Annotated in this window: 11 protein-coding genes and 1 pseudogene; 9 read left to right on the top strand and 3 right to left on the bottom strand. The window is 67.2% G+C overall.

Annotated elements, in window-relative coordinates:
* Window positions 1-2: 2 nt before the first annotated feature.
* Window positions 3-1,589, bottom strand: coding sequence for an acid phosphatase (locus CFB49_RS06980; protein ID WP_069621289.1), 1,587 nt, complete (start codon window positions 1,587-1,589; stop codon window positions 3-5).
* A 223-nt stretch (window positions 1,590-1,812) separates the two neighbouring features.
* Here CFB49_RS06980 and CFB49_RS06985 point away from each other — a divergent pair, with 223 nt between their 5' ends.
* The 3 genes from CFB49_RS06985 to CFB49_RS06995 all read left to right on the top strand — a co-directional run bounded on the left by CFB49_RS06985 (window position 1,813) and on the right by CFB49_RS06995 (window position 4,155).
* A complete protein-coding gene (locus CFB49_RS06985; protein ID WP_089434894.1) occupies window positions 1,813-3,162 on the top strand; it encodes a cytochrome-c peroxidase in 1,350 nt (449 codons plus the stop codon).
* Window positions 3,163-3,286: 124 nt separating this feature from the next.
* Window positions 3,287-3,673 carry a hypothetical protein gene (locus tag CFB49_RS06990; RefSeq protein WP_069621291.1) on the top strand — a complete coding sequence of 129 codons (387 nt, stop codon included), beginning with the start codon at window positions 3,287-3,289 and terminating at the stop codon, window positions 3,671-3,673.
* Window positions 3,674-3,681: 8 nt separating this feature from the next.
* Window positions 3,682-4,155 carry an NUDIX hydrolase gene (locus CFB49_RS06995; protein ID WP_089434895.1) on the top strand — a complete coding sequence of 158 codons (474 nt, stop codon included), beginning with the start codon at window positions 3,682-3,684 and terminating at the stop codon, window positions 4,153-4,155.
* Between the two features lie 138 nt (window positions 4,156-4,293).
* Here the strand turns inward: CFB49_RS06995 and CFB49_RS07000 are convergent, their stop codons facing one another.
* Entirely contained in the window at window positions 4,294-6,003 is a 1,710-nt protein-coding gene (locus tag CFB49_RS07000; protein WP_069621293.1) for a glutamine--tRNA ligase/YqeY domain fusion protein, read from the bottom strand.
* Between the two features lie 253 nt (window positions 6,004-6,256).
* On the opposite strand from CFB49_RS07000, the gene CFB49_RS07005 reads away from it, so the two are divergent.
* The 5 genes and pseudogenes from CFB49_RS07005 to CFB49_RS07020 all read left to right on the top strand — a co-directional run bounded on the left by CFB49_RS07005 (window position 6,257) and on the right by CFB49_RS07020 (window position 8,419).
* A complete protein-coding gene (locus tag CFB49_RS07005) occupies window positions 6,257-6,466 on the top strand; it encodes an ornithine acetyltransferase (protein ID WP_006497729.1) in 210 nt (69 codons plus the stop codon).
* A gap of 181 nt (window positions 6,467-6,647) precedes the next feature.
* Window positions 6,648-7,202, top strand: a complete 555-nt coding sequence (locus CFB49_RS07010; RefSeq protein WP_089490976.1) for an RBBP9/YdeN family alpha/beta hydrolase — start codon at window positions 6,648-6,650, stop codon at window positions 7,200-7,202.
* A gap of 346 nt (window positions 7,203-7,548) precedes the next feature.
* Window positions 7,549-7,719, top strand: a complete 171-nt coding sequence (locus tag CFB49_RS36710) for a L,D-transpeptidase (protein ID WP_256979904.1) — start codon at window positions 7,549-7,551, stop codon at window positions 7,717-7,719.
* 44 nt (window positions 7,720-7,763) lie between these two features.
* A pseudogene (locus CFB49_RS36715) lies at window positions 7,764-7,841 on the top strand (L,D-transpeptidase family protein); the annotation flags it as partial.
* Between the two features lie 14 nt (window positions 7,842-7,855).
* Window positions 7,856-8,419, top strand: a complete 564-nt coding sequence (locus CFB49_RS07020) for a hypothetical protein (protein WP_249190328.1) — start codon at window positions 7,856-7,858, stop codon at window positions 8,417-8,419.
* Window positions 8,420-8,460: 41 nt separating this feature from the next.
* On the opposite strand, the gene CFB49_RS07025 is transcribed toward CFB49_RS07020, so the two are convergent.
* A complete protein-coding gene (locus CFB49_RS07025) occupies window positions 8,461-9,681 on the bottom strand; it encodes a CaiB/BaiF CoA transferase family protein (protein ID WP_089490977.1) in 1,221 nt (406 codons plus the stop codon).
* Between the two features lie 249 nt (window positions 9,682-9,930).
* Here CFB49_RS07025 and alaS point away from each other — a divergent pair, with 249 nt between their 5' ends.
* Window positions 9,931-12,555, top strand: a complete 2,625-nt coding sequence (gene alaS / locus CFB49_RS07035; RefSeq protein WP_089490978.1) for an alanine--tRNA ligase — start codon at window positions 9,931-9,933, stop codon at window positions 12,553-12,555.
* Window positions 12,556-12,623: the final 68 nt, after the last annotated feature.

Consider the following 12,623-nt stretch of genomic DNA (forward strand, 5'->3'; position numbering starts at 1 on the left):
CGTTACAGGTTCGGCGACAGCGCGAGCGCGTTCGTCAGGTCGCCCATCGGCTGCGCGCCGTTCGCCTTCAGCGCGTCGTCGCGCTGCTGCAGGCCCGCGAGGCGCGGCAGCGAGAAGCGGCGCGTGATGAAGCGCAGGATCGAGCCCGTGTCGTACTGCGTGTGGTCGACGAAGCCCTTCTTCGCATACGGCGACACGATCAGCGCCGGAATGCGGGTGCCCGGGCCCCAGCGATCGGCATTCGGCGGCGTCGCATGATCCCAGAAGCCGCCGTTTTCGTCGTACGTGACGACCACGACCATGTTCTTCCACTGCGGGCTGGCCTGCAGGTGCGCGATCACGTCGGCGATGTGCTGGTCGCCGGACGTGACGTCCGTGTAGCCCGGGTGCTCGTTCAGGTTGCCTTGCGGCTTGTAGAACGTCACCTGCGGCAGCGCGCCCGCATCGATCGCCTTGATGAACTCGGCGCCGTTCGCGCCGCCGTCGAGCAGATGCTGCGCACGGCTCGCGGTGCCCGGCGCCTGGTTCGCGAAGTAGTTGAACGGCTGGTGGTGCGGCTGGAAGTTCGGCGTCGACAGGTCGGCGCCGTAGATCACGTTCGACGTGCCGTTCTGGCTCGCCTGCAGCGCCTGGCCCCACGCGCCGGAATACCACGCCCACGATACGCCCGCGTTGGTCATCAGGTCGCCGATGTTGGTCGCCGTCTGCGGCGGCATCGTCGACGGATTGGCCGGGTCGGCGAGCAGCGGGTCGCCGCCCGCGGCCGCCTTGTTGCCGCTCGGCTGATACGCCGGCTGCATCGTGTTGATGCCGTAGAAGTCGGGCGTCAGCGCGCCGTCGTTGACGAACTTCGGCGGGCCGCTCAGCGCGGAAGCCGGCGAGTTCGTCGCGACCTTCAGCGACTTGCCGTCGGCATTCAGCACGGCGATCTTGCCGGCCGCCGGGCTCTTGTCGGCGTTCGGGTAGTACGGTGCGCACGCGCAGATCAGGTACTGGTGGTTCAGGAACGAGCCGCCGAACGCACCCATGAAGAAGTTGTCGGCGAGCACGTACTGCTGCGCGATCTTCCACAGCGGCAGCTTCGACGGATCGGCCGTGTAGTGGCCCATCGTCAGGCCGCCGGCATCGGTCCATGCGGCGTACATGTCGTTCTTGCCGCCGTTGATCTGCATCTGGTCCTGGTAGAAGCGGTGCACGATGTCGCGCGTCGCGATGCTCATCGACTGGTTGAAGCCTTTCGGATCGTCGATCGCGAACGGCGCGTTCGGCAGGTTCGCCGTCATCGCCTCGGTCACCGCCGGCGTGATGCCGGTCGCGGTCAGGCCGCCCCAGATCTTCGGCAGCGTCGCCATCGTCGAGCCGTCGCGGTCCTTCTGCACCGAGTTCGCGGCCGTCGCGTTCTGCAGACCGTTCGCGCCCGGGAAGTTGCCGTACAGGTTGTCGAAGCTGCGGTTTTCCGCGTAGATCACGACGACGTTCTTGACGGCCGACAGGCCCTGCTGCGTGACGTCGTCGCCGCCGCAGGCGGTCAGGCTGAGCGCGGCCGCGACGGCGATCGGCGTGCAGCGAATCCAGGCGTGCTTCTTCATGCGATGTTCTCTCTCATTCGTCGTTGGTCGCGTGTGGGAACCGGGTGGCGGGAGGGCCGGCGCACGAACCTCGCGGTACCGCCCGGCTGCGCGCATTATCTGGAACCGATTTGACAGCCGGGTGTAGGGGCGCTTTCAATTGACTGTCGGTCGAACGTCATTGAACGGTCACGGAACTGACATAAGCTCCGGCCGATTGCCCACCGCTACCAGAACAACGACGATGCACACCCTGCTGAAATCCATCGCGTTCGCGCGATCGCTGATCCCTGCCACGGCGACGCTCGCGGTGGTCGGCGCGCTCGCGGCGCTCGCCGGTTGCGATGCGCGGCCCGGCACGACTGCGTCGGCCGCGTCCGTCGTACCGGCGGCCCAGGCCGCGCCGGCCACCCCGGCGGTCGCGCCGGCCGGCCAGCCGCAGACGCGCGCGCAGGTGTTCGAGGGCGTGAAGCAGATGACGGCGCTCGGCAAGCAGTTGTTCTTCGATCCGTCGCTGTCCGGGTCCGGCAAGCTCGCTTGCGCGTCGTGCCACAGCGCCGACCATGCGTTCGGGCCGCCGAACGCGCTGTCGGTGCAGCTCGGCGGCGACGACATGCACCGTACCGGCTTTCGCGCGGTGCCGTCGCTGAAATACCTGCGCGGCATCCCGCCGTTCAGCGAACACTTCCACGATTCGCCGGATGAAGGCGACGAAAGCATCGACGCGGGTCCGACCGGCGGGCTGACCTGGGACGGTCGCGTCGATACGCGCGATGCGCAGGCGCGCATTCCGCTCACGTCGCCGTTCGAGATGAGCAGTTCGCCCGCACGGGTCGCGAAGGCGGTTCGCGCCGCGCCGTATGCCGATGCATTCCGCAAGGCGTTCGGCGACACGGTGCTCGGCGACGACCAGGCGACGTTCGGTGCGGTGCTGCGCGCGCTGGACGCATTCCAGCAGCAGCCGGCGCTGTTCGATCCGTACACGAGCAAATACGACGCGTATCTGGCCGGCCACGCGCAGCTCACGCCCGCGGAGCTGCACGGGCTGCAACTGTTCAACGACGAGAAGAAGGGCAACTGCGCGAGCTGTCACGTCAGCCAGCGCACGCTCGAAGGCGGCCCGCCGCAGTTCAGCGATTTCGGGCTGATCGCGATCGCGGTGCCGCGCAACCGCGCGCTGCCGGTCAATCGCGACCCGCGCTTCTTCGATCTCGGCGCATGCGGCCCCGAACGCACCGACCTGAAGGGGCGCGACGAATTCTGCGGGCTGTTCCGCACGCCGTCGCTGCGCAACGTCGCGCTGCGCAAGACGTTCTTCCACAACGGCGTCTATCACTCGCTCGAGGACGTGATGCGCTTCTACGTCGAACGCGACATCCATCCGGAGAAGTTCTACCCGGTCGTGCACGGCAAGGTGCAGATCTACGACGATTTGCCGAAGCGCTACTGGCCGAACATCAACCGCGAGCCGCCGTTCGACCGCAAGCGCGGCGACCCGCCGGCGCTGAACGCCGCCGAGATCAAGGACGTGATCGCGTTCCTCGGCACGCTGACTGACGGATATCAGCAAACGGCCGCGCCGGCCGGGCACTAGAAGGCATTCACCGCAGCACGCATGCTATGCTCGCTCGCTGACGGGCGTGGCGCATGCCGGAGGGCCGGCCCCCGGTTCGCCGGCATGCGCCACGCCGTTCGATCGAACATCCAAGGAGAAAAACATGTCGATGCGTGCATCCCTTTCCGTCGTCACGCGCGTGCTGGCCGGCGCCGCGTGCGCAGCCGCGATGCTGCCCGCCCATGCACAGAACAACCTGAACTTCCTGAACGACACGCCGATCAGCTATTTCAGCAAGACCGATCGCGCGTCGCTGTCCAAGGCGGTCGTGCAGGCGCGCGACGAAGGCAAGGACGGCGAAACCACGACATGGCAGAGCAGCGGCCGCGGCACGCAGATTGATGCGAAGCTCACGCCGAGCACGACCGAGACGGACGGCAAGACCTGCCGCGAAATCGCGACCGAAATCACCGCGAAGGGCCAGACGATGACGCTCAAGCCCGTCTACTGCAAGACGGCCGCGGGCAAGTGGCAGTTGCAGAAGCGCTGAGCACGCACGTGACGAAGCGGGGCGGCGCGCCGCGCACGGTGTCGTGCGGCGTCGTGATCCTCGATGCGGGTGGCCGCGTGTTCCTCGCGCACGCGACGGACACCACGCACTGGGACATCCCGAAGGGGCAGGGCGAGCCGGGCGAGACGCCGGCCGACGCCGCGCTGCGCGAACTGCTCGAGGAAACCGGCATCGAGTTCGCGCCGGCCCGCTTGCTCGATCTCGGCCGCTTCGCGTACCGGCACGACAAGGACCTGCACCTGTTCGCGGTGCAGGTGGCCGAAGGCGAGATCGATCCCGCGCGGTGCACGTGTACGTCGCTGTTCCCGAGCCGTCGCGACGGCTCGATGATTCCCGAGATGGACGCGTACCGCTGGGCCGCGCCGGGCGACGTCGACACCTATGCGAGCCGCAGTCTCGCGCGGCTGTTTCGCACGAAGCTGTCGCTGGTGGAACTGCATCGGCGGTTGTCGGGCGCCTGAACGGACGCCGCGGCTTCCATTGACGCCTGCCGTCCTTCGGCGCACGCCCATGAAAAAACCGGCCCTGGAGCCGGTTTTTTCATGGGCAGGCAGCGGGGACGGCTTGCGAAGCCGCCCGCCGCCGCGCGGAGCCGGCCGTCAGGCAGGCTTGCCCCAACTGTCGCGCAGCCCGACGATCCGGTTGAACACCGGCTTGCCCGGCTTCGAATCGACACGGTCTGCAACGAAGTAGCCGTGGCGCTCGAACTGCAGGCGCGTTTCCGGCGCGACGTCGCCGTTGCCCGGCTCGACGTACGCCTGCACGATCTTCTTCGAATCGGGGTTCAGCGCCTCGAGGAAGTTCGCGCCGCCCGCATCCGGGTGCGGCTCCTTGAACAGGCGATCGTAGATCCGCACTTCGGCCGGCTGTGCGTGCTTCGCGCTGACCCAGTGGATGTTGCCCTTCACCTTGTACGTGTTCGCGCCTTCGGTGCCCGACTTGCTGTCCGGGAAGTAGTTGCAGTGCACGGCCGTCACGTTGCCGTCGGCGTCCTTGTCGAAGCCCGTGCACTCGATCACGTAGCCGTAGCGCAGGCGCACCTTGTTGCCCGGGAACAGCCGGAAATAGCCCTTCGGCGGATTCTCGACGAAATCCTCGCGCTCGATCCACAGTTCGCGCGAGATCGGGAACGTGCGCACGCCGCGGTCCGGATGGTGCGGATGCACGGGCGCCGTGCACGCTTCCTCGAGGTCTTCCGGATAGTTGTCGATCACGAGCTTCAGCGGATCGAGCACCGCGACCGTACGCGCGGCCTTGTCGTCGAGGTCGTCGCGCAGCGCGCCTTCGAAGATGCTCATGTCGATCCACGAATCGATCTTCGTCACGCCGATCCGCTCGCAGAACAGGTGGATGCTCTCCGGCGTGAAGCCGCGGCGGCGCACGCCGACGATCGTCGGCATCCGCGGGTCGTCCCAGCCGTCGACGTGGCCTTCGGTGACGAGCTGCAGCAGCTTGCGCTTGCTGGTGATCGCGTACGTGAGGTTCAGCCGCGAGAATTCGATCTGTTGCGGCAGCGGGCGCGTGAACACGCCGGCTTCCGCGAGTTCGTTCAGCACCCAGTCGTACAGCGGGCGGTGATCCTCGAACTCGAGCGTGCACAGCGAGTGCGTGATGCCTTCGAGCGCATCCGAGATGCAGTGCGTGTAGTCGTACATCGGATACACGCACCAGGCGTCGCCGGTGCGGTAGTGGTGCGCATAGCGGATCCGGTAGATCACCGGGTCGCGCATGTTCATGTTCGGCGACGCCATGTCGATCTTCGCGCGCAGCACGTGCTCGCCTTCCTTGAACTCGCCGGCCTTCATGCGGCGGAACAGGTCGAGGTTTTCCTCGGGCGTGCGGTCGCGGAACGGCGACGGCTTGCCGCCTTCGGTCAGCGAGCCGCGGTTCGCGCGCATTTCGTCGGCGCTCTGGCTGTCGACGTATGCCTTGCCGCGCTGGATCAGCAGCTCGGCGAATTCGTACAGCTTGTCGTAGTAGTCGCTCGCGAAATACTGATGATCGACCGCGTCCTTGCGCCAGTCGAAACCGAGCCAGCGCACCGCGTCGACGATCGAGTCGACGTATTCGACGCTTTCCTTTTCCGGGTTCGTGTCGTCGAAGCGCAGGTGGCACACGCCGCCGTAGTCGCGCGCGATGCTGAAATTCAGGCAGATGCTCTTCGCGTGGCCGATGTGCAGATAGCCGTTCGGCTCGGGCGGGAAGCGCGTCTCGACGCGGCCGCCCCATTTGCCGGTGCGGTTGTCGTCGTCGATGATGTTGCGGATGAAATTGGAAGCCGCGGGGGCGTCGTTGCGTTCGGTGCTCATGCGGTTGGCGTCAGGGTTGTGTCGGCGCGTCGCGCCGGTTTAATCCTGTAATTCTACCTGACCGGGGTCCGTCCCGCGCGGCCTGCGGGTCGGGCGCCGTCCGCTGGCGATGCGTATCGCAATATATCGAGTGTGTGTCGGCTGTAACACGACGTAAATCGGATTGCGGGCGTCGTTCGGCTTTTCCTATGATGGCTTCACCGATTCAATGCCGCCGTTCGCGATTTTGCGGGGCGGGAGGAAGCCAACAATCATGATGAAGAAGACCACTTTTCTCGTTCGTACCGCGGTGATCGTCGCGGCCCTGTCGCAACTCGGCGCATGCGCGATGACGCATACGCAGCGTAACGCCGGTATCGGCGCGGCCGCGGGCGGTGCGCTCGGCTACCTGATCACGGGCGGCCCGGTCGGCACGGTGGCCGGCGCGGCGGCAGGCGGCCTGGTGGGCGCCGGCGTACGCTGATTCACGCCGGCGGGCGCACCCGACCGCCGGCCCCCGGGTCGTGACGCCTGGCTGAGTGCGTCACCACCCGCTCGAAGGTCACGCACATCCCCCGGATTTTGACAGGCACCATCAGGGAGAGGCGGGTGTGCGACACTGCGTCGACGCTACAACACGACTCCATTCGTCGACGCCCCCTTCCATGACCGACCCTGTCGTTTTCGTCTTGCCGGGCTACGCCAATTCGGGCCCGCTTCACTGGCAGAGCCGCTGGGAGCGCGCCGATGCGCGTTTCGTGCGGATCGCGATGCCGGACTGGGACCACGCGTTCCGCAACGGCTGGTGTCGCGCGCTCGACCGGGCGGTCGAAGCCGCGCGTGGGCCCGTGCTGATCGCCGGCCACAGCCTCGGTACGCTGACCACCGCATGGTGGGCGACCCGCTACGCGCGGCCGGCCGCGCTCGCGAAAGTGCGCGGTGCGCTGCTCGTCGCATTGCCCGATCCGGCCGGGCCGGCGTTTCCGGCCGACGCGCACGGCTTCGGCCCGATTCCACGCGAACGGCTGCCGTTTCCGACCTGCGTGGTCGCGAGCAGCGACGATCCGTACGGTTCGCTCGCCTTCGCACGCGGCTGCGCGAACGCGTGGGGCAGCACGTTCCATGACCTCGGGCCGCGCGGCCACATCAACGCGGACAGCGGGCTCGGCGACTGGCCGCAAGCGCGCGGCTGGCTCGATGCGATGGGGACCACGGACTGACTGCCGGTCGTGGTTCACCGAATCGGACACCTTTTTTAACAAAGCGCGAATCTCATGCGATGCGTCGCGGCGCGCTGTGAGCCTTGCTGCCCGTACGATTGTCGTCGGCGCGACGCGCAACCGCCTGCATTTTGTGACGAACCCCATGACTTTGTGATCGGCCGGGCCGGTAACGTGACGGTCTATTCGATTCGATCGGGAGGAGCGGGCATGTCGAGCAGCGCAACGCGGAATCAGCAGACCGGCGGAAAAAAATCGTCGGCGGCGAAACGAATCGTCGTCGACCTCTCGAGTCAGAGCGTGGAGGCGTTTGAGGGGGGCAGCGAGGGTGTTCCGCTTCGACTGTGTGACGGGAGACAGTGAGCATCCGACCGATCGGGGTGCCTTCCGCATCATGCGGAAATACCCGACCTATCGCAGTCGTGCCTATAACGTGCAAATGAATTACGCGATGTTCTTCACGGGAGACGGCAAAGCGCTTCACCAGTACCACGGCCGATGCCGCTGTCGCTGGTGAGAATGGCGCGCAATACCGTCAGCGACTGATTCGGATCGCACGGCTGCGTACGTCTGGCCGAGACCGATGCGAAACGACTGTACGAGTGGGCTCCGATGGGAACCGTGGTGCAGGTATCGTGAAGAGCGCATCGGCAATGCGATTCGCGATCCCGGGTCTGGCGATGCTGGTCGGTCTGCTCGCCGGTTTCGGCTGGCGCAGCGTCGCCGACTGGACCGACAGCCGCATACGGATCGATCCCGGCACTGAGCTGTTCGGCGTGCTGCCCGACGAGGTGATGTCGCTGACCTATACGACCGCCGCGCTGACGCTGACCGCGCAGCGCTCACAGCCCGCGGCGCGGTTCGCCGTGCAGGTGACTTATGCAGACGGCCGTGCCCCCCGGCAATGCATGGCGTCGGCGGATCTGGCCGCGCATCTTGGGCCCCTTTCGACGATCGTCGCGCAACGACAGGTCGATCTGGCCGACCTTGCGCGCGAATTTCCACGGCAGATCGGGCGGCTGGACATCCGTGATCGCATCGCGTCCGAGCCGCCGCCGTCGCTCGTCTTCCTGGCCGCGGCGGATTCGGACGCGGTCGCCGTTACCGTCGACAGTCTGTCCGCCGGGCACGGCGGTTACGCAGCCGTCGTGCGTTCGCCATTGCCCGCAGCGCTTGCGGCGCTGGCCGGCGGCTGCGATACGCTGGCCCGGCGCTGACCGGCCGGGGTGCCCCCCGTTCCGGCCCGCCGCCGCGCCGCTCAGATCGCCTGCTTCGCCTTCAACGCGGCAATCCGCTCGTCGTCGTAGCCGAGCATGTCGCGCAGCACGTCTTCCGTCTGCGCGCCGAGCAGCGGCGGGGCCGTGCGCGCGTCCGGCGGCGTCGCGCTCATCCGGATCGGGTTGCGCACGAGCTTCACGTCCGCGCCGCACGGATGCGGCAGCGAGACCTGCATCCCGCGCGCGATAACCTGCTCGTTGTCGAACACCTCGTCGAGATCGTTGATCGGCCCGCACGGCACGCCGGCCGCTTCGAGCGCGCCGATCCAGTCGGCCTTGTCGCGCGCCTTCACCATCTCCGCGAGGATCGGCACCAGCGTGTCGCGGTGACGCACGCGCGACGGGTTCGTCGCGAAGCGCTCGTCGTCGGCCAGCCCGGGCCGGCCGCCCGCCTCGACGAACTTGCGGAACTGCCCGTCGTTGCCGACCGCGACGATGATCCAGCCGTCGCGCGTCTGGAACGTCTGGTACGGCACGATGTTCGGATGCGCGTTGCCCCAGCGCACCGGCGGCTTGCCGCTCGCGAGGAAGTTGGTGTTCATGTTCGCGAGCAGCGCGACCTGCACGTCGAGCAGCGCCATGTCGATGTACTGGCCTTCGCCCGTGCGGTCGCGGTGCGCGAGCGCGGCGAGCACGGCGATCGTCGAATAGAGGCCGGTCGCGAGGTCGGCGATCGCCACGCCGGCCTTCTGCGGGCCGCCGCCCGGCTCGCCGTCGCGTTCGCCGGTGATGCTCATGAAGCCGCCGATCCCCTGCACGATGAAGTCGTAGCCCGCGCGGTGCGCGTACGGGCCGGTCTGGCCGAAGCCGGTGACGGAGCAGTAGACGAGATCGGGCTTCACTGCGCGCAGTGATTCGTAATCGAGCCCGTATTTCTTCAACTGGCCGACCTTGTAGTTCTCGAGCACGACGTCGCTTTGCGCGGCGAGTTCGCGCACGATCTGCTGGCCCTCGGGCGTGGCGATGTCGACCGTCACCGAGCGCTTGTTGCGGTTCGCCGCGAGGTAGTACGCGGCCTCGGCGGTATCCGCGCCGTCCGCGTCCTTCAGGTACGGCGGCCCCCAGTGGCGCGTGTCGTCGCCGGCGCCCGGGCGCTCGACCTTGATCACGTCCGCGCCGAAATCGGCAAGGGTCTGCGCGCACCACGGGCCCGCGAGCACGCGGGTCAGGTCCAGCACGCGGATATGGCTCAGGGCACCCATCGTCGAATCGTCTCCTCTCATGGCTGGCCTTGGCGGGCAAGGCGAATTGGCATGCCGAGCATCTTAAGGCGAATCGGCCATCCGGGTGGCCCAGCCGGGCCGTCCGGATGGCCGAGCCGCTTTGCCGGCGCTTTGCCCGGAAGCCGGCCCCGATCCCGTATAATCGATCGTTTCCGAATCCATGCCGCCGCGCGCCGCCCAAGGGCGCCGGCGTTTGAAGCCGTCTTTGCCAGACTGTCCCCGCACGCCATGAAAGCTGCCGAAATCCGCGAGAAATTCCTCAAATTCTTCGAATCGAAGGGCCACACGATCGTCCGCTCGTCGAGCCTCGTGCCCGGTAACGACCCCACGCTGATGTTCACGAACTCGGGCATGGTCCAGTTCAAGGACGTCTTCCTTGGCACGGACCCGCGCCCGTACTCGCGCGCCACGACGGCGCAGCGCAGCGTGCGCGCGGGCGGCAAGCACAACGACCTCGAGAACGTCGGCTACACGGCGCGCCACCACACGTTCTTCGAGATGCTCGGCAACTTCTCGTTCGGCGACTACTTCAAGCACGACGCGATCAAGTTCGCGTGGGAGCTGCTGACCACGGTCTACCAGCTGCCGAAGGACAAGCTGTGGGTGACCGTCTACCAGGAAGACGACGAGGCGTACGACATCTGGGCGAAGGAAGTCGGCGTGCCGACCGAGCGGATCATCCGGATCGGCGACAACAAGGGCGCGCGCTACGCGTCGGACAACTTCTGGACGATGGGCGACACCGGCCCGTGCGGCCCGTGTACCGAAATCTTCTACGACCACGGCCCGGACGTGTGGGGCGGCCCGCCGGGATCGCCCGAAGAAGACGGCGACCGCTACATCGAGATCTGGAACCTCGTGTTCATGCAGTTCAACCGCGATGCGCAGGGCAACATGACGCGCCTGCCGAAGCAGTCGGTCGACACCGGCATGGGCCTCGAGCGTCTCGCCGCGGTGCTGCAGCACGTGCACAGCAACTACGAGATCGACCTGTTCCAGAACCTGATCAAGGCCGCCGCGCGCGTGACCGAGATCAGCGACCTCACGAACAACTCGCTGAAGGTGATCGCCGATCACATCCGCGCGTGCTCGTTCCTGATCGTCGACGGCGTGATCCCCGGCAACGAAGGTCGCGGCTACGTGCTGCGCCGGATCGTGCGCCGCGCGATCCGCCACGGCTACAAGCTGGGCCGCAAGGGCGCGTTCTTCCACAAGCTCGTGGCCGACCTCGTCGCCGAGATGGGCACCGCCTATCCGGAGCTGAAGGAAGCCGAACAGCGCGTGACCGACGTGCTGCGCCAGGAAGAAGAGCGCTTCTTCGAGACGATCGAGCACGGGATGTCGATCCTCGAAGCCGCGCTGGCCGACGTGGAGGCGAAGGGCGGCAAGGTGCTCGACGGCGAGCTCGCATTCAAGCTGCACGATACGTACGGCTTCCCGCTGGACCTGACGGCCGACGTGTGCCGCGAACGCGGGATGACGGTCGACGAGCCGGCATTCGACGACGCGATGGCGCGCCAGCGCGAGCAGGCGCGCGCGGCCGGCAAGTTCAAGGCCACGCAGGGCCTCGAATACTCGGGCGCGAAGACCACGTTCCACGGTTACGAGGAAATCGCGTTCGACGACGCGAAGGTCGTCGCGCTGTACGTCGACGGTTCGGCCGTCAACGAAGTGAAGGCCGGCCAGGATGCGGTCGTCGTGCTCGACCATACGCCGTTCTATGCGGAATCGGGCGGCCAGGTCGGCGACCAGGGCGTGCTCGCGAACGCCGCGACGCGCTTCACGGTGGCCGACACGCTGAAGGTGCAGGCCGACGTGATCGGCCATCACGGCACGCTCGAGCAGGGCCTGCTTAAGGTCGGCGACGTGCTGCGCGCGGAGATCGACGCGCATCGCCGCGCGCGCACGCAGCGCAACCACTCGGCCACCCACTTGATGCACAAGGCGCTGCGCGAAGTGCTCGGCGCGCACGTGCAGCAGAAGGGTTCGCTCGTCGACGCGGAGAAAACCCGCTTCGACTTCGCGCACAACGCACCGATGACCGACGAAGAAATCCGTCGCGTCGAGCAGATCGTCAACGACGAAATCCTCGCGAACGCGCCGGGCATCGTGCGCGTGATGCCGTACGACGAAGCGGTGAAGGGCGGCGCGATGGCGCTGTTCGGCGAGAAGTACGGCGACGAAGTGCGCGTGCTCGACCTCGGTTTCTCGCGCGAACTCTGCGGTGGCACGCACGTGCACCGCACCGGCGACATCGGCTTGTTCAAGATCGTCGTCGAAGGCGGCGTCGCGGCCGGCATCCGCCGCGTCGAGGCGATCACCGGCGACAACGCGGTGCGCTACGTGCAGGAGCTCGACGCACGCGTGAACGAAGCCGCGGCCGCGCTGAAGGCGCAGCCGTCGGAACTCACGCAACGGATCGTGCAGGTGCAGGAGCAGGTGAAGTCGCTCGAGAAGGAGCTGGGCGCGCTGAAGTCGAAGCTCGCGTCGAGCCAGGGCGACGAGCTCGCGCAGCAGGCCGTCGAAATCGGCGGCGTGTACGTGCTGGCCGCGACGCTCGACGGCGCGGACGCGAAGACGCTGCGCGAAACGGTCGACAAGCTGAAGGACAAGCTGAAGAGCGCGGCGATCGTGCTGGCGGCCGTCGAAGGCGGCAAGGTCAGCCTGATCGCGGGCGTCACGCCGGACGCGAGCAAGAAGGTCAAGGCCGGCGAGCTCGTGAACTTCGTCGCGCAGCAGGTCGGCGGCAAGGGCGGTGGCCGTCCGGACATGGCGCAGGCGGGCGGCACCGAACCGGCGAACCTGCCGGGCGCGCTGGCCGGCGTGAAGGGCTGGATCGAAGAACGGCTCTGATCCGTTGCACGACCGACGCGATGCCGTCGCATTGACGGCATCGCGTGAATCGAAAAACGACCCGATCG

The organism is Burkholderia sp. AU17457 (assembly GCF_002223255.1).
GTDB classification, from domain to species: Bacteria; Pseudomonadota; Gammaproteobacteria; order Burkholderiales; family Burkholderiaceae; genus Burkholderia; species Burkholderia sola.

What these genes read in the sequence shown, in the direction of transcription:
- CFB49_RS07025 (WP_089490977.1), bottom strand. Translation starts at nt 9,681, where the DNA reads ATGGGTGCCCTGAGCCATATCCGCGTGCTGGACCTGACCCGCGTGCTC.
- CFB49_RS07005 (WP_006497729.1), top strand. Translation starts at nt 6,257, where the DNA reads ATGATGAAGAAGACCACTTTTCTCGTTCGTACCGCGGTGATCGTCGCG.
- CFB49_RS07000 (WP_069621293.1), bottom strand. Translation starts at nt 6,003, where the DNA reads ATGAGCACCGAACGCAACGACGCCCCCGCGGCTTCCAATTTCATCCGC.
- CFB49_RS07010 (WP_089490976.1), top strand. Translation starts at nt 6,648, where the DNA reads ATGACCGACCCTGTCGTTTTCGTCTTGCCGGGCTACGCCAATTCGGGC.
- CFB49_RS06990 (WP_069621291.1), top strand. Translation starts at nt 3,287, where the DNA reads ATGTCGATGCGTGCATCCCTTTCCGTCGTCACGCGCGTGCTGGCCGGC.
- CFB49_RS07020 (WP_249190328.1), top strand. Translation starts at nt 7,856, where the DNA reads ATGCGATTCGCGATCCCGGGTCTGGCGATGCTGGTCGGTCTGCTCGCC.
- alaS (WP_089490978.1), top strand. Translation starts at nt 9,931, where the DNA reads ATGAAAGCTGCCGAAATCCGCGAGAAATTCCTCAAATTCTTCGAATCG.
- CFB49_RS06985 (WP_089434894.1), top strand. Translation starts at nt 1,813, where the DNA reads ATGCACACCCTGCTGAAATCCATCGCGTTCGCGCGATCGCTGATCCCT.
- CFB49_RS06980 (WP_069621289.1), bottom strand. Translation starts at nt 1,589, where the DNA reads ATGAAGAAGCACGCCTGGATTCGCTGCACGCCGATCGCCGTCGCGGCC.